We start from the raw sequence: 23,115 nt of genomic DNA on the forward strand, positions 1-23,115 counted from the left end.
GCTCAGGTCAAAACCAAACCGTCGAAGCTACGCTTTCTTCTCCCAGCGGCGTTCAGGTGTCTGCTGCCAGTAGGTCAAGGCATGGCCACCCGATTTCAGCGTCTTCCACTGGCTCCGAGCGGCATCGAGCTGGCTCTGGTCATGGCCGTCAAACATCATCACCAGACGATCAACGCCATCAAGGGCGGGAATGTCCGCGCCATCGGCGACGAAGCGAACGGTGGCCCCATTGGCTGCCGTTGCGTCGACGGTCAGAAGCACTGGCTGGCGCTCTGCATGGGCTGACTGATCCCCGCCATGCGGCAGGAAACTGTCCTCTCGGTAGGTCCAAAGATGCGCATCAAGCGCCGCACAGCGCTCCTCGCTGCTAACATGCACCGACACCCGCCAGCCGCGCTCGAGGCTCTTCTCGAGCAGCGGCGGCAAGGCGTCTTCAAGCCGGGACTCTGTCAGATGGTAGAACAGCACTTCCGCCATGAAATGCGTCAGCCCTCGTAGTTGGCGCGCACCAACTCATCGAGAAGCCGGACGCCAAAACCCGATGCCCAGGACTGGTTGATGTCGGTCGATGGCGAGCCCATGGCGGTGCCGGCGATATCGAGATGCGCCCAGGGCGTATCGCCAACGAAACGCTTGAGGAACTGAGCTGCGGTGATCGATCCGGCATAGCGGCCACCGGTGTTTTTCATGTCGGCGAACTTGGAATCGATCATCTTGTCGTAGGCCGGATCGAGCGGCAGACGCCAGACCCTCTCCTGGGTTGTTTCGCCGGCCTTGCTCAAGGCCTGGGACAGATCATCATTGTTGGAGAACAGGCCCGCATGGTGCTGGCCGAGCGCCACCATCACAGCGCCGGTCAGCGTTGCGAGGTTGATCATGAATTGCGGCTTGAAGCGTTCCTGGCAGTAGGTCAGCGCATCACACAGCACCAGCCGTCCTTCGGCATCGGTGTTGATGATCTCGATGGTCTGGCCAGACATCGAGCGGACAATATCACCCGGACGCTGCGCCGCGCCATCTGGCATGTTTTCAACCAGTCCGATGATGCCGATGACATTGACCTTGGCCTTGCGGGCGGCCAGCGTGTGCATCAGGCCGGTGACGGCGGCGGCGCCGCCCATGTCGCCCTTCATGTCTTCCATGCCTGCTGCGGGCTTGATCGAGATACCGCCTGTGTCGAAAACCACGCCCTTGCCGACAAATGCCAGCGGCTTGTCCTTGGGCTTGCCGCCCTGCCACTTCATGATTGCCAGCCGTGGCGGGCGCACGGAACCGAGCGAGACGCCGAGCAGGGCTTCCATCTTGAGCTTCTTCATTTCCTTCTCGGTCAGGATCTCGACTTCGACGCCTAGTGCTTCGAGCTCCTTGGCACGGGCGGCGAACTCGACCGGGCCGAGCACGTTGGCTGGCTCATTGACCAAATCGCGCGCCAGTTTCACGCCATCAGCAATCGCCTGACGACTGACAAAGGCCTTCTTGCAGCCCGCAGCGTCTTCATGCTGGATGACGACGGTGAGTTTGCGCGAACCGTTCTCGTCCTCTTCGCCTTTCTTGGTCTTGTAGAGATCGAAGGAATAGGCGCGCATCAGCAGGCCGAGCGCCATGTCGGCCGTTGCTTCGGGCGAAGCCGAGCCACCATCACCCAGCAGCACTGTCACTTTTTCGGCCTTGCGGATCAGCGTGAACATCTTGCCGCCAACACGCATCCAGTCATGCGGGGTGAGCTTGCCCGGATCCCCTGCCCCGACCAACGCGATGCGATCCGCCGACGCCTCAACCGGCGCAATGATATCAGCGGTCGAAAACGGTTTGCCGGTAAAGCCTGAAACCTTGACCGCCTTGTCGAGCTGACCTGCAGGGTCAACGCTGCGGGCTGCGGCCGATACAGGCTCGCTGAGGGACCCCAGGGCGACAACCAGTCCTCCAGATATTTTGGCTGTTTTGGAAAAACTGATTTCAATGCTCATCGACATGACGGCTCCAATGGATTCTCGTGATTTGTATGGCTGGCGATCTTCGCGTTTTCGCGGCAGAAGGCAAGAGCGGACCGGCAGAACAGGCGGCGAATGCCTGTTTGTTCATGACGAACCGGATTTGCGTCGAAAATTGGGCACTTCGCGGCCCGCCCGCGCCACGAACCGATGGACCTTGCGCGGCATCCCGCAAACCAATATTGCTTTTTCGGTGCGCCACCGGAATAAACCATTAACTGCGTTTGTTTGCCACACATTATCCAATTTGCGATTTGATAAGGCCGGTGCATGGTTGGGGTGGTCGAACCGGGACACTAACGTGCCGAACGAATCATGGTTCTGCTCGACCTGCTCCGGAAAGGCACAATGCAGCAGATTGAAAGTTACATATTTCGCCGCATGAGTTTGCTGACTTTCTGGTCACTCTCTGCGGTGACCTTGCTTGTCATGACCACGCAGGTGCTCGTTCGCGTCAATGTGCTGACCACGACCGGGCAAGCCTTTGGTGCCTTCATGCTGCTTGCAGCGACGCTGATCCCCTCTGTGTTCTCGATCGTGGCGTCGTTTGCCTTGCTGATCGGCGTGGGTCAGGTTCTCTCGAGCATGAATTCCGACAGCGAACTGGTGGTTGTAGAAGCTGCCGGTGTGCCGCCGTCAACCGTTCTCAAGCCTGTGCTTCTGCTTTCGGCATCGATCTCGATGATGGTGCTTGTCATGAGCAATTTCGTCGAGCCGTGGTCGAACAACAAACTCTATGATGTTCTCGCCCAGGCGCAGTCAGACCTGTTTTCGGTCGCTGTGCGCTCGGGCGCATTCATGAAACTCGAGGAAGGCCTCTACGTTCAGGTCAACGAGAAACTTGCCGGCGGCCAGTTGGGCGGTATCTTCCTCTCCGACAACCGCGCAGAAGACAACGAGACCATTTATTACGCACGCAGCGGCGTTATCAGGAAATCAGAAGAGACCGACACCAATATTCTCTACCTGGTGGACGGCGAATTGCAGCAGCGGGACCTGACCAACGACCGGATCTCGATCGTCACGTTTTCATCCTATGCGCTTGATATGGCGGCCTTCGTTCCAGCCGGCGGTGCGGCTGCGCGCAGGCCCAGCGAGCAATCAACCTTCTACCTTCTGAACCCGGACAAGGAAGATTACTACTTCACCTCCGCCAAGCACGTCATAACCCAGGAACTGGTGAAGCGGTTCTCATCATGGATGTATCCCCTGGCATTTGGACTGGTGGCGTTTTCGTTTCTGGGCAAAGCACGTTCGAACCGGAATGAACAGTTCCAGAATGTCGCCCTTGTTGCCGCCATCGCGCTTGGCAGCCGGGGTTTCGGGTTCTACAGCAACGAAGCGTCCGGCATCAGTGCGACCATGGAAGTGCTGTCTTACGGGATCCCGGCGCTGATCATTCTGCTGTTCGGCTTTCTGACCCTGACCGGCAGAACCCTGACTATCCCCAAGACATGGGCGCAGTTGAACTATCGTGTGGTTGAAACCGTCACGGGGCTGGTCGAGCGGCTTCAAGGCGGACGCAGGAAACCTGATGAAGGACAGTCGACATGAATGTCCTTTTCTCCACGATATCGCGCTATTTCTTCGTTCGATATATGTCGACTTTCCTGATTTACTGCCTTGGCTTGCTGCTTGTGATCCTGTTGGTGGATTTCAACGAGACCAGCCGTCGCCTTTCCCGAGCCGAGGATTACACCGTGACGCTGGGGCTTCTGATCTCTGCCTTGCGCCTGCCAACCGTGCTGCAGTTGATAATCCCCTTTGTGGTCCTGATTGCCTCCATAGCCACACTGATGCAGCTCAACCGCAAATATGAGCTGGTGGTCACGCGAGCTGCGGGTATTTCGGCATGGCAGTTTCTGGCGCCGCTGATCATCGCCAACCTCATGATCGGCGCCGTGTCGGTCACCGGATTGAGTACACTTGCCGCCAACGCCATGCAGAAGGCCGAAGACCTTGTCGTCGAGCGCAATCTGGGCAGTCAGCGATCGACAAATGTGGCTCCATGGCTGCGACAGCGCACCAAGGATGGTGACACCGTTCTGGGCGCCCGCGCCAGTTCCGAGGGCGGCACAAAACTGTCTGGCGCCACCTTTTTCCTGTTTGATAAGGATCAGCGTATAAAAGAGCGTCTGGAAGCGGAAAGCGCTGTGCTTGGCGACGGAGTCTGGGAACTGAAGAATGTGAAGAGAATTCGCGGATCACAGCCGGTGGAACTTCTGGATTCTGCAACCGTAGCAACCAGCCTGAAAGCCGAATTCGTTGGCGAATCATTGGCTTCTCCAGAAACCGTGCCGTTTTTTGAGCTGCGTGGGAAAATTGCAACGGCCAAGTCATTCGGCCTTCCAGCGACCACTTATGAGATGCAATTCCACCGTTTGGTGGCTCTTCCGGCGCTTTTGGCAGCGATGACATTGATAGCGGCAATGGTGTCGCTCAAATTTGTTCGCTTTGGCCAGTCTTTAACGGTGATCCTGGGTGGAATCCTGGCGGGCTTCGTGCTTTATGTCGTTTCCGAGTTGATCCAGGCGTTCGCGAACGCCGGGACCATTCCGCCGGTCGTGGCGGCATGGCTTCCGGTACTGGTCGCCTCGGCATTGGGGACAACAGTGCTTCTCCACAAGGAGGATGGGTAGTGGCGGGTGTGCGCCGGTCTAGAGTTCGTGCGTATGCTGGCGTCTTGTGCGCCGGTGTGGCCTTTTGCACCATTTTTTCCTTTGCCGCGCACCAAGCTGCTGCGCAAGCGGTAACGCCGGGCAACATCAGCATTCCCGAAGATGCGAAGATGCTGCTTGCAGCCGACGAGCTGATCTACAACAACGATACGGGCGTCGTGGTCGCCAACGGTGGCGTTCAGATCGATTACGGCAATTACAAGCTGGTTGCCGACCGGGTCGAATACAATCAGCAGAGTGGCCGTATGCAGGCATTCGGCTCTGTCGAGATGATCGAGCCAAGCGGAAACCGGATTTACGCCGACAATCTCGATGTAACCGATGATTTTGCCGACGGTTTTGTCAATGCGCTCAGGATCGAGACGCCCGACAACACCCGCATTGCGGCCGAAAGTGCTGAACGCGGTGACGGTCAGACAACCTTCAACAACGGTGTCTATACCGCCTGCGAGGCATGCGAGGAAAATCCCGAACGGGCGCCATTCTGGCAGGTCAAGGCCAAGCGCGTGATCCAGAACGGCGAAACCAAGACAATCCGTCTGGAGCGGGCGACGTTCGAACTTTTCGGGATGCCGATTGCCTACCTGCCCTATCTCGAACTTCCGGATTATGATTCCAAGCGGAAGTCCGGCTTTCTCACGCCAAGCTACGTGACATCAGAGAATTTGGGCACAGGTGTTTCCGTGCCATACTATTTGGCGATTTCGCCTTACATGGATGCGACGCTGACGGGCACCGGCTATACCAACCAGGGCTTTCTTGGCGACGTCGAGTTCCGGCAGAACTTTGCCAATGGCGAACACACGCTGCGCATGGCTGGCATATCGCAGCTCAATCCTGGCGATTTTGCCCCCGGCACCTACGACGCACTCAACACACGACGCGGCATGATTGCCTCGAAAGGACAGTACCGGATCAATCCGCGCTGGACCTTCGGCTGGGACGGGATGCTGCAGACGGACAATAATTTCTCCCGAACATACGGAATATCCGGATATTCCGCTAGCACAGTCAAATCCGAAGTTTACCTGAATGGTCTGTCAAACCGCAGCCATTTCGACCTGCGTGCCTACAGGTTTGACATACAGAACGCCCAAATCAGTGATCTGACAGAAAAGCAGCAGGCCAGGGTTCACCCATCGCTGGACTACAAGCGTACATTCTCCGATCCGATAGCCGGGGGCGAGCTGTCGCTCAACGTCAACGGCTATTCGCTGTCGCGCAAGGCTGACGATATCACTACCCGCACCGGTTTTGTGGCCGCTGACCCGCTCAATGCCGACCGCTACAAGGGCTTTGCCGGCACCAATTCCCGCCTGAGCACGGAACTCGAGTGGAAGCGGACATTCACAGCGATGAACGGCGTGCGCCTGACACCCATCCTTGCTGCGCGCGGAGATGTGAATTCGGTCAATATTGACACCGCCCCGACCGACTACAACGGCACCTTCGCCGGCAACGGCACCCATACACGTGGCATGGTGACAGCCGGTGTTGAAGCGACTTATCCGGTTCTTGTTACCACTGCCGGTTCAAACCATGTGTTTGAACCCATTGCGCAGGTTTTTGTCCGCCCTGACGAACGTCTGGCCGGCGGCATTCCAAATGAAGACGCGCAGAGCTTCGTTTTCGATACGACCTCGCTGTTCGAGCGTGACAAGTTTTCAGGATTCGACAGGACCGAGGGCGGCACACGTGCCAATGTCGGCGTGCGCTATAGCGGCAGCTTTGACAATGGCCTGAAAACGCAAGCCGCTTTTGGCCAGTCGTACCATCTGGCCGGCCTCAACTCCTTCGCAACGCCGGATCTTTCCCAGGCGACACGAAACGCAGGCCTTGAAAACCGCATATCGGATTACGTCGGCATGACCGGTATGTCGTTCAACGGGTTTTCGCTCGCCGCGTCAGCCCGCTTCGACAAGGATGATTTCCGCGCTGAACGCACAGAGCTCCGCGCCGGATTCAGCAGAAACCGGGTCAGCACCTCGATGACCTACACCGAGATCAAGGCGCCGCGCCCCTTTGTTGCCGGCGACGAAGATCGTAGGGAAGTGACCGGATATGCGTCGCTCAAGGTCCACGATTACTGGCGCGTTGCAGCCTCCGCCAGCTATGATCTGGTCGACAACAAGTTCAACACGAACGCCTTCGGCCTGCTCTATGAGGACGAGTGCTTTGCTTTTGCCCTCGCCTATGAAAACACGCGCGACGATGGCAATACCACTGCACGTGACTGGAAGGTTGGCGCACGGCTCAGCTTCCGCACGCTTGGCGGCCTGGGCGCAGGCGGCGTTGAAAACCCGTTGCTGAAACCGAATTTCTAAGATCTGGGAAACCAGCAGAAGCGCCGCACCGCTAGTACGCCTCGTTTTCGCCGCATGCGAGAGGCATTTACGGGCGACTTCGGATTTGCAAAACTGGATCTTCAGATTTGACCGGACAAAAGGACTAGGAAGCATGAACTTTCCAGCGATCTTTCGCCTTACCGGCCTGCTTTTGGCAGTTGTTGTAGCGCTGCCACTGTCGCTTGCTTCGACAGGTAGCGCGCGTGCTGCCAGCGAAATCAAGATCATCGTCAACAAACAGGCGATCACAAGTGTCGATATTGCACGCAGGGTAGCGTTTCTCAGACTGCAGCGCACAAGCGGAAACCTTGCCTCCAAGGCACGGGAACAGTTGATCGAGGAAGCCCTGAAGCTTCAGGAGGCCGCCCGGATGCGTGTGCTCGCCTCCGATTCGCAGGTTGATGCTTCTTTTCAGCGTTTTGCAGATTCAAACAAGATGACCCCCAAACAGCTCACGCAGGTGCTCAATCAGGCCGGCGTGACACCCAAGCACTTCAAATCCTTTATCCGGGTTCAGATGAGCTGGCCGCAGGTCATGGGTGCAATTGGCGGCGGTGGCGGCGGCTTGTCAACGCAAGACCTCGTCACCAAAATGCTTGAGCGCGGTGACAACAACAAGGCCTCCACCACGGAATATATACTCCAGCAGATCATATTCGTGGTGCCGGCCAACAAGCGGTCCAATTCTCTCCTGAACGCGCGCAAACGGGAAGCTGAGCAATTGCGCGGCCGCATTCAGGGTTGCGACAACTCCGCCTCCATGATCACAGGCCTGCGAGACGTATCCATGCGTCAGCTAGGACGCATCATGCAGCCGCAATTGCCACTGGACTGGAAAACACAGGTCGAAAAGGCCCCTACCGGCGGCGCAACCACCACTCGGATTACCGAGCGCGGCGTCGAATTCATCATCATATGCTCAGCCAAGACCGTAACGGACGACGTGGCGGCAGAGATGGTATTCCGCTCCGAGAACGAAGAGGCGGGAGAGTCCGAGGAAGCGAAGAAATACCTCGCGGAACTGCGCAAACGCGCGGTCATCGCAAACAAGTAAGGATTTTCCTGAAATGATCGGGCACCGCCGCGCGCTGGCTTTGACCATGGGCGACCCCGCTGGAATAGGCCCGGATCTGGCTCTCGCAGCATGGAAAGACCGGGCGCAGCTTGAATTGCCGCCTTTCCTCATGATTGGGGATCCGGCGATGCTGGCCGAGAGGGCAAATCTGCTTGGTCTGGATGTGCCCCTTGTCGAGGCCACTTCCGAGGATGCCGTTGCCAAATTCGGCACTGCTCTCCCGGTTCTGCCGGTGACACTGGCCAAGCCGGCGGTAGCCGGGACGCCGGATTCCGAAAATGCCGAGGCTATCATCGAATCCATCCGGTTGGGCGTCGAGTTGACAACAGCGTCCAGGACACGTGCAGTGGTGACCAATCCCATTGCGAAGTCGGTGCTCTACGCATCCGGCTTTAGCTTTCCAGGACACACAGAGTATCTGGCACACTTGGCAAGCAAGGCAGAGGGTCACGAGCTCATGCCCGTGATGTTGCTGGTGGGCCCCAGCCTGCGCGTCGCTCCGGTTACCATCCACATTCCGCTCAGTCAGGTTCCAGAGGCGCTGACCACACGGTCGATTGTGGACACCGCACGTATTGTTGCGCGGGACCTTGCATCACGCTTTGGCGTCATGGCGCCAAGGATTGCCATTTCCGGCCTTAACCCTCATGCGGGCGAGGATGGCGCTCTGGGCAGCGAAGACGCTGAAATCATTGCTCCGGCAATCGCTCAGCTGCAAGCTGAAGGAATCCGTGTCTTCGGCCCGCTCCCGGCCGACACCATGTTCCATGCCGAAGCGCGAGCAAATTATGACGCGGCGATCTGCATGTATCATGATCAGGCACTGATCCCGGCCAAGACGCTCGGCTTTCATGATTCGGTCAATGTGACCCTGGGCCTGCCCTTTATCCGCACGTCACCCGATCATGGCACTGCGTTTTCGCTCGCAGGCAAAGGCGAGGCCCGCCATGACAGTCTGGTTGCGGCCATGAAGCTTTCGGCCAAGATGGCGAACACGGAAGCCGAAACCAAGATCCTTACCGCATTGAGCAGGGCATAATGGCCTCGACACCTGATGGCCTGCCGCCGCTGCGCGACATTGTCGCCACCCACGGGCTTGCACCGAAAAAGGCGCTCGGCCAGAATTTTCTGTTCGACCTGAACCTGACCGCTAAAATCGCCCGGTCTGCCGGGGCCCTTGACGGCTTCACCGTGTTCGAGATCGGCCCTGGCCCGGGCGGACTGACGCGTGCGCTGCTGGCGCAAGGTGCTTCGCGTGTGGTGGCGATCGAGCGGGACCCGCGCTGCCTGCCGATCCTTGCCCAGATAGCGGATCACTACCCAGGCCGGCTTGAAGTCGTGGAAGGAGACGCGTTGGAGGTGGACCTGGCGGCTCTTGCCGGCGGCGCGCCTGCCAAGATCGTTGCCAACTTGCCCTATAATGTCGGCACGCAGTTGCTGATCAACTGGCTGACGGCTGATCCGGAACACCCGTTCTGGAGTTCGATGACGCTGATGTTCCAGAAGGAAGTCGGCCAGCGGATCGTGGCAGCACCGGGGTCAAACCATTATGGTCGCCTGGGCGTACTGGCCGGCTGGCTTGCGCATAGCGAGATCCTGTTCGACGTGCCGCCGGAGGCCTTCACACCGCCGCCAAAGGTGACATCCAGCGTGGTGCAACTGGAGCCGTTGTCAAAGCGCCTGCCCTGTGATCTCGACAAGCTTGAACGCGTGACGCAGGCAGCCTTCGGTCAACGGCGCAAGATGCTGCGGCAGAGCGTCAAACCGCTTGGCGGGGAGACGCTGCTTGCCCGCGTTGGCATCGACCCGACCCGTCGCGCGGAAACCCTCAGCGTAGAAGAGTTCTGCGCACTGGCGCAGGCGCTTTAGCCCAGAGCTCAGCCTTCAAGCAGTTCCTGCACGAAATCGAACAGGCCCGGACGGCGGTCGCGGCGCAAGCGTTCGGCCTGGACGATGGCGCGCACCGCCGAATAGGCCCGATCGAGATCATCATTGACGACCACATAATCATATTCGCGCCAGTGCTCGATTTCCGAGCGGGCGTTGGCAAGCCGCTGCTCGATCACTTCGTCGGCGTCCTCAGCGCGGCGATGCAGCCGCGCACGGAGCTCTGCCATCGACGGCGGCAGGATGAAGATCGAGACCACATCGGCGCTCATCTTCTCCTGCAATTGCTCGGCGCCCTGCCAATCGATATCGAACAGCATGTCGCGGCCTTCACCCATGGCAGTCTCGGCAGCTTCGCGCGGCGTGCCGTAGCAATTGCCGTGGACTTCCGCCCATTCAAGCAGCGCCTCGGAGTCACGCATGCGCTCGAAATCACGCTTGGATTTGAAGTGGTAATGCACGCCTTCAATTTCGCTGCCGCGGCGTGGCCGCGTGGTCACACTGACAGAGAGGCTGAGACCAGTGTCGTTCTCGAGAAGATTGCGGGCAATGGTTGATTTTCCGGCCCCGGATGGGGATGAAATCACCAGCATGAGGCCGCGCCGCTTGATGCGGGCCGAGGGAAGATGGGCAGGCGGCTGGCTCATCGCTACTCCAGATTTTGAACTTGTTCGCGAAACTGGTCTATCAGCACCTTCAAATCAAGGCCGATTGCGGTGACCGGCGCCGCATTTGATTTTGAACATATCGTGTTGGTTTCGCGGTTGAACTCCTGGGCCAGGAAATCGAGCCTGCGGCCTGCGGCAGCCTCCCCGGAAATCAGCGCTTGAGCGGCATCGACATGGGCCTTCAGCCGGTCGATCTCCTCGCGCAAATCAGCCTTGGTGGCGAGCAAAGCCGCCTCCATATGCAGCCTGTCACGATCAAGCGAGGCACCGGTATCCATCAGGCTTGCGACCTGTTCGGCGAGCCTCAAGCGAATTGCCTCGGGTGAGCGCGAGGGATCTGCCTCCACAGCAAGGGTCAACTCGCCGATGCGCCTCACCTGCAAACCCAGCACCTTTGCCAGTGCTGCGCCTTCCGACAGCCGCATTGACTTGAGTTCCCCCAGCGCGCTCATGAATCCGGCAAGCACAGCCTTGCTCCGCGTTTCACGGGCTTCTGCCGACAGTTGAGGATCGCGGAATTCGAGAACGCCCTTGATGTTGAGAATGCCGTCGAGCGCCGGCTTGCGGGCATCAATACGGTCTTCCAGCCTGTTGACCAGCTCGATCACGGCATCGAGTGCGGCTTCGTTGACCACCGCCTCAACTGCGGCACTGGCGGCGCTTACCGAGAGAGAGACCTGCAGATTGCCCCGTGACAGCGCTGCAGCAACAGCCTTCCGGATCGGCTGTTCCAGCGCCTCGAAGCCTTGAGGCAGTCTGAGCCGCACATCCAGGTTCTTGCCGTTTACCGAGCGGAGTTCCCACACGAAGCGGAAGCCATCAACTTCGCCCTCATGGCGAGAAAACCCCGTCATCGACTGGATCGCCATGCCTTCAGCCCCTTTTGCCCGAGTTAAGGCACCGTCCCAGCAGGGCGGTTGCCAGTCAATTGCCCTGCGTTGACGCTTCGCCGTCTGTGGCCTGGCTTGCGGCCGCCTTTGCTGCAGCTGCCTTTTCCGCAGCAACCGCTTTCTCACGCTCGGACTCGAGCCTGCGCCATCGTGCAACATTGGAATTGTGTTCGTCCAGCGTTTCCGCGAATGCGTGCCCGCCGGTGCCGTCGGCAACGAAGTACAGATCGTTGGTCCGAGACGGATTGGCAACAGCCTCCATCGCCTCACGGCCCGGATTTGCAATCGGTGTCGGCGGCAGCCCGTCGATCACATAGGTGTTGTACGGTGTCGGCTTGTCGATATCGGACTTGTAGATCGGACGGTCGGAGGGTTTTCCGGCGCCGCCGAACAGACCATAGATGATCGTCGGGTCCGACTGCAGCCTCATGCCCTTGTTGAGACGGTTTATGAAGACGCCGGCGACGCGCGGCCGTTCGTCGGCGCGAGCGGTTTCCTTCTCGACGATGGAAGCAAGAATCACCAGCTCCTCAGGGCTCGCGAGAGGCAGGTCCGGCGAACGGCGGGACCAGACCTGTTCAAGCGCCCTCGTCTGGGCCCTTGCCATCTGCTCGATGATTTCCGCCCGGGTGGTTCCGCGGGAGTACTTGTAGGTCTCCGGCAGCAGTGCACCTTCGGGAGGCATTTCCGGAGGCAAGTCCCCTTGCAGCATCTCATCTTCCCTCAGCCGGTCAAATACCTGCTGCACGGTCTGGCCTTCTGGCACGGTGAAGGAATGGAGGATGGATTTGCCGGACTGCATCAGCTCGATAATCTCGAGCATCGATGAGCGTGCCTTGATCTCGTATTCACCGGCCTTGAGCGTATCGTCGCCGAGAATGCTCTGAGCGCCCAATGTAAAGATCCGCTGGTTGGCGATGATGCCCTGGCGCTCCAGACCGGCGGCGATCTGTTTAAGAGCAGCGCCTTCGCGCACCATGAAATCCACCGTCTGATCGAGCGGTCCGCGCCCTTCAAACTCGGTCTTGCCGTACCAGAAAACTCCGATACTGACGATCGCGACGAAAATCATCAGCGACAGAATAAAGTTGAGGAACACCACAACCTGGTTGCGGGCGCGGCGAGAGCGCTTGGGCGGTGGCGGCGCCATCTCCGGCTTCAGGGCCTGAGACGGCGAGACCGGCACGATAGGTCCGGACTGTGCATTGTTTTTGTCACCAGCGCGGCCAAAGATGCCCTTGCCTTGATTGTTGCGGTCGTTCACGAGGTCAATCTCCGCAGAAATTAGAACAGGGCCAGTGCCCGATGCAGTGTTCTTGCCGCTCAATGTGGCGAAATGCCGGATCGAGAAAGAGGCTTCTCAACCCGGCCGATTTGTCATTGATTCTGAAAGCGCTTCAGGACAAGCGATGCGTTGGTTCCGCCAAAGCCGAAAGAATTGGACAGGGCCACATCGACCTTGCGTTTGCGCGCCACCTTGGGAACAAGATCGATCTTGGTCTCGACTTCGGGATTGTCCAGATTGAGCGTCGGCGGGGCGACATTGTCGCGAATGGCGAGCGCTGAAAAGACAGCTTCCATGGCACCGGCAGCACCAAGCAGATGGCCGATCGATGACTTCGTCGACGACATCGAAATTCCCGGAGCCGCGTCGCCCACAAGCCGCTCGACAGCGCCAAGCTCAATCGTGTCGGCCATGGTCGAAGTGCCATGAGCGTTGATGTAATCGATATCGGCAGGCGTGAGGCCTGCGCGCTTGAGCGCCATCTGCATGCACCTGTAGGCGCCGTCACCATCTTCCGATGGCGCGGTGATGTGGTAGGCGTCGCCCGACAGGCCATATCCAACCACTTCAGCAATGATGTTGGCGCCGCGTGCGAGCGCGTGCTCCAGCTCTTCGAGAACCACGATGGCAGCGCCCTCGCCCATGACGAAGCCGTCACGGTCACGATCATAGGGGCGCGATGCCTTTTCGGGGGTATCGTTGTAATTCGTCGACAGCGCCTTGCAGGCGGCAAAGCCAGCCAGGCCAATCCGGCAGATGGCAGCTTCCGCGCCACCTGCTACCATAACTTCGGCATCACCCAGCCCAATCAGGCGGGCAGCGTCACCGATGGCGTGCGCCCCTGTGGAACAGGCCGTTACCACCGCATGGTTGGGTCCACGCAGGCCGTGACGGATAGAGACCTGACCCGAGATCAGATTGATCAGGCGACCGGGAATGAAGAAGGGAGACACACGGCGCGGGCCCTTGTCGCGCAAGGTATAACCGGCTTCGACGATGCCTTCGAGTCCGCCAACGCCTGAGCCGATCATCACGCCGGTGGCGATCTGGTCTTCGCGGGTTTGAGGATGCCAGCCGGCATCCTTGAGCGCCATCTCGGCTGCGGCAACGCCAAAAAGAATGAATTTATCGATCTTGCGCTGTTCCTTGGGCTCCATCCAGTCATCCGGATTGAAGGCACCCTCCACCGATGGATCCGTGGGCACGGAACAGGCTATCTGCGCGGCAATATCGCTCACTTCGAAAGTGGTAACGCGGGAAGCACCGTTCTGGCCGGCGATCAAACGAGACCAAGTGATCTCGGTACCGCATCCGAGCGGAGAAACCACACCTGTGCCGGTTATGACAACTCTGCGCATCGTCTCAAGCCCCAGTCATGTCGAAATGCAAATAAACCGGCGCAGATGCTGCGCCGGTCCTGACAACGGACATCAGGTCCGCCGGTCAACTTTAGTCCAATCAGGCCTGAGCCGAGGAAATGAACTTCACTGCGTCACCAACGGTCAGGATGGTGTCTGCAGCGTCATCAGGGATTTCGACGCCGAATTCTTCTTCGAATGCCATCACCAGCTCGACCGTATCGAGCGAATCCGCACCGAGATCGTCAATGAAGCTTGCGCCTTCGTTCACTTTTTCAGCGTCAACGCCCAGATGTTCGATGACAATTTTCTTTACGCGGTCTGCGATGTCGCTCATGTCGTATTCCTCGACCTGTTTCACATTGTTGTTGCGCTTCGTTACCTGCGCAAGCATGGGTAATCAAGCTCGTTGCGCGCTTTTTATGCGCTATGTCCGGTTCCGTCAAAGCCGAAGCTGTGGATTGCAGCATATTTTGGCCTGACAAACGGGCATGCGCCGCGCTTACAGCGGGGGCGAAGTACCATGGTTTGACAACCGGGCAAAGCCGGAAAATACGCCTCAGCATGATTCCCGTCGCCATGGTGAACCCGTAAGCCGCGCCCAAGCCGGCGCGGAGGGCGATCAAACCATCAGCATTCCGCCGTTCACATGAATGGTCTGGCCGGTAACATAGGAAGCTTCATTGGAAGACAGCCAAGTGACAGCGGATGCGATTTCAGCACCCGAGCCCATGCGGCGCATCGGAATGGCGCCCATAATGGCTTCTTTCTGCTTGTCATTGAGCTTTTCGGTCATGGCGCTCTCGATGAAGCCGGGCGCCACGCAGTTGACGGTGACATTGCGCGTGGCGATTTCCTGGGCAAGGCTTTTCGAGAAGCCGATCATGCCGGCCTTGGCGGCGCAGTAGTTGGCCTGACCGGGATTGCCGGCAACACCAACAACCGATGTGATGTTGATGATGCGGCCATGGCGGCGCTTCATCATCGGATGGGCCAGTTCGCGTGTCAGGCGGAACACGGCAGTCAGGTTGACTTCCAGGACCTGGTCCCATGCGTCGTCACTCATGCGCACGAACAGGCCATCCTTGGTGATACCGGCATTGTTGACCAGGATATCCACACCTTCGAGCTGCTCTTCGGCCTTCTTGCCAAGAGCTGACACAGCGTCGCGGTCAGACAGGTCGGCAGGAAACATCATGACGCGATCGCCGAGGTCGGCAGCCAGTGCTTCCAGTCGCTCGACGCGGGTGCCATGAAGGCCGACGGTTGCGCCGCGGCTGTGAAGCTGGCGGGCGATTGCCTCGCCGATACCACCGGATGCACCGGTGACGAGAGCCTTGCGGCCGGTCAGGTCGAACATGGAAAGTCCTTTCGGGATATTTATCATCTTTAGCCTGAATGCAGGCCGTCATGTGAAGCGCTGTCGGTTTGCCTAACTGTTGAGTGAGGCCAGAAAAGGCTCGATGTCATCAGGACCGGCAATATTCAGTCCGGTGACAGAACGATCGATGCGGCGGGCAAGCCCGGTCAGGACCTTGCCTGCGCCGATTTCCGCCAGTGTATCGACGCCATTGGCGGCAAACCAGGCAACAGTCTCGCGCCAGCGAACCTGGCCTGTGACCTGCTCCACCAGCAATCCGGCGATCTCGTCGGGATCGGAAACAGGAGCCGCGCGGACATTTGCAATGAGAGGAACCACCGGAGCCGATTTCGACACACCGGCAAGCGCTTCACGCATGGCGTCGGCGGCAGGCTGCATCAGGCTCGAATGGAAGGGAGCCGACACAGGAAGCATCAGCGCGCGCTTGGCGCCCTTGGAAGTTGCAGAGGCCGCAGCGGCCTCGACAGCGGGCTTGAGCCCGGAAATTACCAGCTGGCCGCCGCCATTGTCATTGGCGACCTGGACCGCGCCCAGCGCCCGCGCTTCTGCACAGGCGGCTTCGACATCTTCATGCTCCAGCCCGATGATGGCTGCCATCGCGCCCTCGCCTGCGGGAACCGCTGCCTGCATGGCGTTGCCGCGAATGCGCAGCAGCCGGGCGGTGTCGGAAATCGAGAACATACCGGCGGCGCAAAGTGCCGAGTATTCGCCGAGCGAGTGGCCGGCAACATAGCTCGCCGCGCTGGCAAGGTTGAGGCCGCGGGCTTCGAGTACCCGGATCAAGGCCATCGATACTGCCATCAGCGCCGGCTGGGCGTTGGCGGTGAGCGTCAGCGTCTCCTCAGGGCCTTCAAATATCACGGCCGACAGCTTCTCGCCGAGCGCCGCGTCGACCTCGTCAAAGACGGCTTTCGCTTCAGGATAAGCGGCGGCAAGATCCTTGCCCATGCCGACTGCCTGACTGCCCTGTCCCGGAAAAGTGAATGCTATGGCCATATTTCGGCTCCGATCTATGATGTCCCGTTGGCGCTTCAATTCACATTCACAGCGCCGGTGTCAAGGCTGAGGCCCTGTCGAGGGTACGCCCAGGGTCCTGATCACTGCCTGAATGTCACCGGTTTGCGAACAGGAACAGTCGCTCATCAGGTGAGCCAAAATAGTCGGGTGAAAAATATTTTCCGCCGCGATTGCAGGCATCTTGAATTTGCCATGGATGGCAATCACATCTTGCCCGTTGCGCTCAGACCCAGCAGCGCCCTTTTCGGACACACCCAGATGTCGCACTCCGCGTCACACTCCGCCCCGGCCTCCAAAACAAAATTGGTAGCCTTCCTGACCGCCATCGGCGCCATCGTTCTGATCGGCGCAGAAATCTGGCTTGCCGCGCTCGCAGCGTTGTGGGCGGCCGATGGTTTCTTTGATCTGGCCACGGTTGGCGACCTGATCGCAATCGCAGTTATTGTGCCGCCTGCGCTTTGGGCGACCTGGATGACAGCCAAGCTCGCTATTTCGGCGGAAATGAACCCCGAGAACGCTGACTGATCTGGCAGCAACACGCTGCTGCTCTATTTTACGTCAGAAATCGAAGCGTTGGGCGTTGGTCACCAGCTGGACTGGTGACCTTTGCTTTCAATCGGGTCTTTGACCGAAGGAAAAACCTTATGCTGATCAGCTTGCTGTCGCTCGCCGCAGGGCTTGCGCTGTTGACACTTGGTGCGGACTATCTGGTGCGCGGCGCGATATCGTTTGCCAACCGGCTGGGCATGCCACCACTGCTGATCGGTCTGACCGTGGTTGGCTTTGGCACATCAATGCCCGAGCTTCTGGTCTCGCTGCAGGCGGCGCTCGATGGCGCGCCCGCCATTGCCGTGGGCAACGTGGTCGGCTCCAACATCGCCAACATCCTTCTCATCCTAGGCGTCGCCGCGATCATTTCACCGATTGCCGCACGGATCCCCAATCTCAAGCGCGATATGACAATGATGCTGGCGGCAGCCGTGGTCATGCTCGGGATGGGGTATTGGGGCTTGGTCAACTTGTGGCCCGGGCTCGCCATGTTCGCTTTGCTCGTCGCCTACCTCACCTGGGTCACCTATACAGACCGCCGCAGCCTGACCTCGGAGGAAGCCGAGCTTGTGGTCAAGCTCGCGGGCTGGAAAGAAGCGCTGTTCATTTTCGGCGGGCTGGCTGGCCTGTTCGTTGGCGCCAGCCTGCTGATTGATGCGGCAACGTCCATCGCCCGAGAGTTTGGTATCTCCGAGGCCGTCATCGGACTGACGATCGTCGCCGTGGGCACCAGCCTGCCGGAACTCGCGACGTCGGTGGTTGCAGCATTCCGCCGCAACGCCGAGATTGCGCTCGGCAATGTCGTCGGCTCCAATATTTTCAACATCCTCGGCATTCTCGGTATTACCGCGGTGGTGGTTCCGGTGCCTGTCGACAGCGCGATTGCATCGTTCGACATCCCCTTTATGCTCGGCGTATCCTTGGCCCTGGTTGCCCTGATCCTGATTGCCGGAAAGATCAGCCGCGGCGCAGGCGCCATCATGCTTGCACTCTACACGGGCTATGTCGCCTGGCTGTTCTGAACCCGGTTTGCCGCAGTGAACTGACTGTTTCACCCGACAGTGGGTTGCGCCGGGAAATGTCGCCGGTATTGTGCACGCAATTTACCAGCCAAGGGATACGACGCATGAAAATGAACCGGCTCGGACGCACGGATATGATGGTCAGCGAGATCTGTCTCGGCACCATGACCTGGGGCGAACAGAACACCGAGGTAGACGCCCACGAGCAGATGGATTTTGCCCTGACACAGGGCGTAAATTTCTTCGACGCGGCGGAAATGTATCCGACCCAGCCGACACGGGCAGAAACCCAAGGCCTGACAGAAGAGTATATCGGCAGCTGGTTTCGCAAATCCGGCAAGCGCGACGAGGTGATTCTCGCCACCAAAATGGGTGGTAACGGGGTGAGCTGGATTCGTGACGGACAGGGTTTCACCCGGGCCTCGGTCATGGAAGCCGTGGACGGCAACCTGAAGCGGCTGGGCGTTGATCATATCGACCTCTACCAGCTGCACTGGCCCAACCGCGGCTCCTACCATTTCCGCAAGCACTGGACATTTGATGCCAGCACACAGGACAAGGGTGGAGCAGTTGACGACATCCGCGAGACGCTTGAAGGTCTCGGCGACGCGGTGAAGGCAGGTAAAGTCCGCGCGGTCGGACTGTCCAACGAAAGTGCCTGGGGCACGATGCAGTTCGTTCGGCTTGCCGAAGAGCATGGCCTGCCGCGCGTTGCCTCGATCCAGAACGAGTACAATCTGATCTGCCGGGTGTTCGATACGGATCTCGCCGAAGTGGCGCATCACGAGGATGTCGGATTGCTGGCGTTTTCGCCGCTTGCGGCGGGCATCCTCAGCGGCAAATACCAGGGCGGCGTGATTCCGGAAGGCTCGCGCCGGAGCAAGGTGGACAACCTCGGCGGGCGCTGGCGTCCGGAAGCCGAAGCCGCGACACAGGCCTATCTCGACGTGGCCAAAAAGCACGGACTGGATCCATCACAGATGGCGATTGCCTTCTGCATGATACGGCCGTTCATGACATCGACGATCATCGGCGCGACCACGATGGACCAGCTCAAGACAGTCATCGGGTCTCAGGACGTTACTTTGTCGGATGCGGTGCTTGAAGACATCGCCACCGCCCGCCGCGCGCATCCGCTGCCGATCTGAACGGAAATGAATGACGGGACTGCCGGACGGCAGTTCCGTCGCTGCAAAGCTTGCAGCCGCTCAACCCTGCCTGGGCGCTGGTTAGACTACATGCCATCGAGGATTTCTCTCTTGGAGATGTAAGGCTTCTCGCTCTTCTTGGCTTTGCGCGGTTTCTTGCTTTTCTTGGCCTTGTACGGCTTCGCCCTGAAGTCCCGGATTTCCTTTTCACATCCCGCAGATGTGGTGCCGCAATACAATTTCATGCCCGGTCCGACGACAACATAGACGGCAAATGTGGCATTCGGGTCGTCTTTCGGGGTAAGCTTGTAATTTGTACTGCGCGAGAGTTCGTAGACCTCGTAGGTCGTTCCACTCACTTTGATCGGCGGCAGCTCTCTTTTCTCGGCTGTCCTGACTTCATCGATAAGTCCGCCGTCCGCACATCCCTGGATCACTCCTGCAATCAGGCAAACCAAACCGATTGTTCTGATCATCTCATCCTCGCCTCTTGCCGTTGTGATACCAGATACTGGTCCACTGGCCCCGACGAGTAATCATCAGATGTGATGAGCCGCCAATAACTGGCCGACATGGTTCGAACGAACAAGAAGCGTTCAAACGGCCTGGTGAAGTTTCCGCAGAAGATCGAGCTGGCCGTTGCTGCCGGTTTTTTCCAACAGCCGCCGCATATGGGTGCGTGCCGTGTTGACCGAGATACCCGCCATTTCCGAATGGGCAACCACCGTTAGCCCCTCAACCAGGCTTTCGAGCAATCTCTGCTCTGCCGGTGAGATACCATATTTATCTGAAAACGCTTTGAAATCAGGTAATTTTTCCGCCATCAGCGATCCCAGGCGCCTGGATAGATCCAAAACGGTCTGGTCCGGAAGATGTTCAAATATCTTGTTCATCCGCGCAAGTTCGGAGGGATGGTAGTCGAGATCAAGAAGCCCGGTATCCCTGACCAGACCAGGCAACGCAGCGCGCGCCTCAAGAACTCGATCCTTGTCGCCCTGCAGTTGGCCATTCGGCAATCCATCCCGCGCGCCGGGCCGCTTTGCCACCATGTGTATTCGCGCTCCCGGACCGCTGTTTTACAAACACATCCCCACTAACTAGAGTGATTGAAATGGTTTGTAGTCGCATTGATCGAATGAACATCTTGCGGGCGATAGAATGTCACAAACTGGGATTACCGCCAATTCCGATATTCTGAGCAATCTGACAGGCTCGCGCCTGGCGATGCTGGAAGCCACTGATCTGGCCCGCCGCTACACGATAAAGGCCGGTCTTCTCGGACGCGGCCTGGAACAACTGCTCGCCCGGGCGGAGAACCGGATCATCGAGCGGATCCTGATTTCGAGGCTGAAATTCGCGCTCAGGCAGGCAGGAAGCCTTGAGGCGGCGGAGTTGCATATCTCCCAAATGCGTGGCGGCTATGAAAGTGGCGCCGTTGAAACCCTGCCCAGTTTTCTGCCCCGCGGTCTGGGCAAAGCTGAAGCCGATCGCCCGCACCAGCAGAAAGAGAACCCGGACACGCCCAAACGCAAGACCAGCAACAGGCCGATCATTCTATATGTCGCGGGTGGCGGCTTCATCATGCCGCCGTCGCGCAAACAAAAGAACATGGTTCAACGCTTCGCCGAAGCCGTCGACTGCGAGATCCTGATGGTGGCGCACAGACTTGCGCCCGAGCATCCCTTTCCCGCGGCTCCGATGGATTTTGCCGCTCATTATCTCGGGCTTCTTGAACAGGGGCACCATCCCGAAAACATCTTTCTTGCAGCAGACACCGCCGGTGCCTCGATCGTGCTCGGGGCGGTGCAGATGCTGCAGCAGGATGGGAACCGGCTGCCTGCCGGCATTGTGCTGTTTTCACCGTGGTGCGACCTGAGCCTGAGCGGCTGGTCCTACATCACGCAAAGCATGTCCTCACAAAGCCCGTTCCGGATGGAAACAGCCGCATTCTGCGCCCGGCTTTATTTGCGGGATGAGCCGGTCACCTCGCCCCTTGCCTCACCGGTCTTCGCCGACCAGGCTGGCTGGCCGCCGATCCTGATCCATACCAGTGAGAATGATCTTCACTTCGACGATGCGATCCGGATGGCTGAAAATGGCCAGAAACATGGCTGCGACGTGCGTATCAACTACTGGGACTCACCACGGCATCATCTGGAAAGACTGTCGTCGGAGGCAGCCGCTCAGTCTTTTCGTGAAGTCAACGCGTTCATCAACCGTCACTGGCGGCCCGGACCCGCCTGATGCCGTGCCAGCCGAAATGGCCGACACTGCCAGCATCGCAGTCAGGCCAGGCAATCGATCCTGTGAGATGACCTGTTTGAAAAGACGGTGATATTTTCCGACGTTGAATGCGCCACCCAAGCCAGCTCGCTGCCGATCTGAGTGAAACACTATCCAAACAAAAAGCCGCCGAGTCTTTTCCAAAACCCGGCGGCTTCTTAATGCTGGCTTTCAAGACGCGAGATTACATCCGAACCTTGCCGCTGTCTCCCATATCGGGTTTGCCAAGGCCAACAGCCGCAGCGGCCATCTTGATGGTCGAAACCACATCGTGTGGGCTATCCCAAGCTTCGGCATCTTCTGGGACCAGCTTGATGAGGCGCAGCGTCGGATCCTGTGGTCCATCCCACCATGATTTCATCATAGGCGACCACAGTTCCTCTATCTTGGTGCGATCATTCGAGACAGTTGCCGTGCCGGTGATCGAGACGTAGTCGTTTTGCGACTGATCGGCATAGGCCAGAGTGACGATCGGGAATTTTTCCAGCTGATCGTCCTTGGCGCCGTTTTCATCGGTAAAGAAGTAGATGGCGTGCTCTTCAGGCTTGGACATATGTGCCATGGGCCGGGCGCGTTGGCGGCTGCCATCCCACGTGATGAACATGCAGATGTTGATGTCCTCGATCATGTCCCAGACATGTTCCTGATTGATCTCAGTCATAGGTGCACTCCTTTTAAATAATGTCTCGGCAGTGCAACGCGGGATCGACAAATTGGTTGCGTTTTTTCATGTTCAACCGATCAAATGAGCCGGCAGCCTGACCGACGCAGAGGAACGTCCCGCACGTGAAATCAGGGTGCAGAATTCCGGGACAATCCGTACCGGCCTGGCACTGTCCATCCCTGCTTGGCCATCCAGACTTGCAATACAGCGAAAACGGCGTATAAGCGCGATTGTTCGAACACCCGGTCATCTGGCTGGTGGCTGAACGGAGGGTGCGACCTTGAAAAAGGTTCTAGGGGCAACAGCGCTCCGGCCTCCCGTGTCTCCGCTCACGACCGTCTCGATACCACGTCTTTCTTGCCCGGCCCAAATGGCCGCCAGGACAAGTCGCTGGGGCTTAGCGCCGGATCCGGGTGATGTTAAAGCAAGAAAGGCAAGTCAATCATGGCTCTTTATGAACATGTATTCCTTGCCCGGCAGGATGTCTCCAGCCAGCAGGTCGAAGCCCTCGTTGATCAGTACAAGGGCGTGATCGAAGCTAATGGCGGCAAAGTCGGGCGCATTGAGCATTGGGGCCTGAAGTCCCTTACCTACCGCATCAACAAGAACCGCAAGGCGCATTACGCGCTGATGGACATTGATGCTCCTTCGGACGCAGTGAAGGAAATGGAGCGCCAGATGCGCTTCAACGAAGACATTCTTCGCTTCATGACCGTTTCGGTTGATGCCCATGAAGAAGGCCCGTCGGCCATGCTTCAGAAGCGTGACCGTGATGACCGCCCGCGTGGCGGTGATCGTGATCGCGGTGACCGTGGAGATCGCGGTGATCGTGGCGACCGTGGCCCGCGCCGTCCGCGCGAAGACCGCGAATAGG

General features: G+C 58.7%; 24 protein-coding genes. 12 read left to right on the forward strand and 12 right to left on the reverse strand.

Annotation, left to right across the window (positions count from 1 at the left end):
* Nucleotides 1–27: 27 nt before the first annotated feature.
* Nucleotides 28–477 carry a DNA polymerase III subunit chi gene (locus WNZ14_RS16720; RefSeq protein ID WP_342869751.1) on the reverse strand — a complete coding sequence of 150 codons (450 nt, stop codon included), beginning with the start codon at nt 475–477 and terminating at the stop codon, nt 28–30.
* Nucleotides 478–485: 8 nt separating this feature from the next.
* Complete coding sequence (locus tag WNZ14_RS16725) at nt 486–1,973, reverse strand: leucyl aminopeptidase (protein ID WP_342869752.1); 1,488 nt, start codon at nt 1,971–1,973, stop codon at nt 486–488.
* Here WNZ14_RS16725 and WNZ14_RS16730 point away from each other — a divergent pair.
* From WNZ14_RS16730 to rsmA, 7 genes are all read left to right on the forward strand, one after another.
* Complete coding sequence (locus WNZ14_RS16730) at nt 1,960–2,376, forward strand: hypothetical protein (protein WP_342869753.1); 417 nt, start codon at nt 1,960–1,962, stop codon at nt 2,374–2,376. The genes WNZ14_RS16725 and WNZ14_RS16730 overlap by 14 nt on opposite strands.
* Complete coding sequence (locus WNZ14_RS16735) at nt 2,340–3,545, forward strand: LptF/LptG family permease (protein WP_342869754.1); 1,206 nt, start codon at nt 2,340–2,342, stop codon at nt 3,543–3,545. Before WNZ14_RS16730 ends, WNZ14_RS16735 begins: the two co-directional genes overlap by 37 nt.
* Nucleotides 3,542–4,630 (forward strand): LPS export ABC transporter permease LptG, encoded by a 1,089-nt coding sequence (gene lptG / locus WNZ14_RS16740; RefSeq protein WP_342869755.1) that lies wholly within the window; start codon nt 3,542–3,544, stop codon nt 4,628–4,630. Before WNZ14_RS16735 ends, lptG begins: the two co-directional genes overlap by 4 nt.
* Nucleotides 4,631–4,779: 149 nt before the next feature.
* On the forward strand, nt 4,780–6,993 hold the full coding sequence (locus WNZ14_RS16745) for an LPS-assembly protein LptD (RefSeq protein WP_342869756.1): 2,214 nt from the start codon (nt 4,780–4,782) through the stop codon (nt 6,991–6,993).
* 133 nt (nt 6,994–7,126) lie between these two features.
* On the forward strand, nt 7,127–8,068 hold the full coding sequence (locus WNZ14_RS16750) for a peptidylprolyl isomerase (protein WP_342869757.1): 942 nt from the start codon (nt 7,127–7,129) through the stop codon (nt 8,066–8,068).
* Between the two features lie 13 nt (nt 8,069–8,081).
* Nucleotides 8,082–9,128, forward strand: a complete 1,047-nt coding sequence (gene pdxA, locus WNZ14_RS16755; RefSeq protein WP_342869758.1) for a 4-hydroxythreonine-4-phosphate dehydrogenase PdxA — start codon at nt 8,082–8,084, stop codon at nt 9,126–9,128.
* Nucleotides 9,128–9,958, forward strand: coding sequence for a 16S rRNA (adenine(1518)-N(6)/adenine(1519)-N(6))-dimethyltransferase RsmA (gene rsmA, locus WNZ14_RS16760; protein ID WP_342869759.1), 831 nt, complete (start codon nt 9,128–9,130; stop codon nt 9,956–9,958). Before pdxA ends, rsmA begins: the two co-directional genes overlap by 1 nt.
* An 8-nt stretch (nt 9,959–9,966) precedes the next feature.
* Here the strand turns inward: rsmA and gmk are convergent, their stop codons facing one another.
* From gmk to fabD, 7 genes are all read right to left on the reverse strand, one after another.
* The gene (gmk, locus tag WNZ14_RS16765; RefSeq protein ID WP_342869760.1) at nt 9,967–10,623 is read right to left on the reverse strand and encodes a guanylate kinase; all 657 of its coding nucleotides are present in this window, start codon (nt 10,621–10,623) and stop codon (nt 9,967–9,969) included.
* A gap of 2 nt (nt 10,624–10,625) precedes the next feature.
* On the reverse strand, nt 10,626–11,513 hold the full coding sequence (locus WNZ14_RS16770) for a YicC/YloC family endoribonuclease (protein WP_342869761.1): 888 nt from the start codon (nt 11,511–11,513) through the stop codon (nt 10,626–10,628).
* A gap of 55 nt (nt 11,514–11,568) precedes the next feature.
* Nucleotides 11,569–12,768 carry an endolytic transglycosylase MltG gene (gene mltG / locus WNZ14_RS16775; protein ID WP_342870264.1) on the reverse strand — a complete coding sequence of 400 codons (1,200 nt, stop codon included), beginning with the start codon at nt 12,766–12,768 and terminating at the stop codon, nt 11,569–11,571.
* Between the two features lie 143 nt (nt 12,769–12,911).
* Entirely contained in the window at nt 12,912–14,177 is a 1,266-nt protein-coding gene (gene fabF, locus WNZ14_RS16780) for a beta-ketoacyl-ACP synthase II (RefSeq protein WP_342869762.1), read from the reverse strand.
* Between the two features lie 100 nt (nt 14,178–14,277).
* Complete coding sequence (locus tag WNZ14_RS16785; protein WP_342869763.1) at nt 14,278–14,514, reverse strand: acyl carrier protein; 237 nt, start codon at nt 14,512–14,514, stop codon at nt 14,278–14,280.
* A 285-nt stretch (nt 14,515–14,799) separates the two neighbouring features.
* Nucleotides 14,800–15,537 (reverse strand): 3-oxoacyl-[acyl-carrier-protein] reductase, encoded by a 738-nt coding sequence (gene fabG, locus WNZ14_RS16790; RefSeq protein ID WP_342869764.1) that lies wholly within the window; start codon nt 15,535–15,537, stop codon nt 14,800–14,802.
* A gap of 72 nt (nt 15,538–15,609) precedes the next feature.
* Nucleotides 15,610–16,554 carry an ACP S-malonyltransferase gene (gene fabD / locus WNZ14_RS16795; protein ID WP_342869765.1) on the reverse strand — a complete coding sequence of 315 codons (945 nt, stop codon included), beginning with the start codon at nt 16,552–16,554 and terminating at the stop codon, nt 15,610–15,612.
* A gap of 279 nt (nt 16,555–16,833) precedes the next feature.
* Here fabD and WNZ14_RS16800 point away from each other — a divergent pair, with 279 nt between their 5' ends.
* The 3 genes from WNZ14_RS16800 (at nt 16,834) to WNZ14_RS16810 (ending at nt 19,294) form a co-directional block, all read left to right on the forward strand.
* The gene (locus tag WNZ14_RS16800) at nt 16,834–17,100 is read left to right on the forward strand and encodes a hypothetical protein (RefSeq protein ID WP_342869766.1); all 267 of its coding nucleotides are present in this window, start codon (nt 16,834–16,836) and stop codon (nt 17,098–17,100) included.
* A gap of 119 nt (nt 17,101–17,219) precedes the next feature.
* Complete coding sequence (locus tag WNZ14_RS16805) at nt 17,220–18,146, forward strand: calcium/sodium antiporter (protein WP_342869767.1); 927 nt, start codon at nt 17,220–17,222, stop codon at nt 18,144–18,146.
* Nucleotides 18,147–18,250: 104 nt separating this feature from the next.
* A complete protein-coding gene (locus WNZ14_RS16810; protein WP_342869768.1) occupies nt 18,251–19,294 on the forward strand; it encodes an aldo/keto reductase in 1,044 nt (347 codons plus the stop codon).
* 86 nt (nt 19,295–19,380) lie between these two features.
* Here WNZ14_RS16810 and WNZ14_RS16815 read toward each other — a convergent pair whose 3' ends face one another.
* Nucleotides 19,381–19,770, reverse strand: a complete 390-nt coding sequence (locus WNZ14_RS16815; RefSeq protein WP_342869769.1) for a hypothetical protein — start codon at nt 19,768–19,770, stop codon at nt 19,381–19,383.
* 120 nt (nt 19,771–19,890) lie between these two features.
* Nucleotides 19,891–20,253 carry a helix-turn-helix transcriptional regulator gene (locus WNZ14_RS16820; RefSeq protein ID WP_342869770.1) on the reverse strand — a complete coding sequence of 121 codons (363 nt, stop codon included), beginning with the start codon at nt 20,251–20,253 and terminating at the stop codon, nt 19,891–19,893.
* Between the two features lie 199 nt (nt 20,254–20,452).
* On the opposite strand from WNZ14_RS16820, the gene WNZ14_RS16825 reads away from it, so the two are divergent.
* Nucleotides 20,453–21,538 (forward strand): alpha/beta hydrolase fold domain-containing protein, encoded by a 1,086-nt coding sequence (locus WNZ14_RS16825; protein ID WP_342869771.1) that lies wholly within the window; start codon nt 20,453–20,455, stop codon nt 21,536–21,538.
* Nucleotides 21,539–21,761: 223 nt separating this feature from the next.
* On the opposite strand, the gene WNZ14_RS16830 is transcribed toward WNZ14_RS16825, so the two are convergent.
* Nucleotides 21,762–22,238, reverse strand: coding sequence for a pyridoxamine 5'-phosphate oxidase family protein (locus WNZ14_RS16830; RefSeq protein WP_342869772.1), 477 nt, complete (start codon nt 22,236–22,238; stop codon nt 21,762–21,764).
* A gap of 447 nt (nt 22,239–22,685) precedes the next feature.
* Here WNZ14_RS16830 and rpsF point away from each other — a divergent pair, with 447 nt between their 5' ends.
* Nucleotides 22,686–23,114, forward strand: a complete 429-nt coding sequence (rpsF, locus tag WNZ14_RS16835) for a 30S ribosomal protein S6 (RefSeq protein WP_342869773.1) — start codon at nt 22,686–22,688, stop codon at nt 23,112–23,114.
* The last annotated feature ends 1 nt before the right edge of the window (nt 23,115 follow it).

It is taken from the genome of Hoeflea sp. AS60 (genome assembly GCF_038900115.1).
Classification (GTDB): Bacteria; Pseudomonadota; Alphaproteobacteria; order Rhizobiales; family Rhizobiaceae; genus Hoeflea.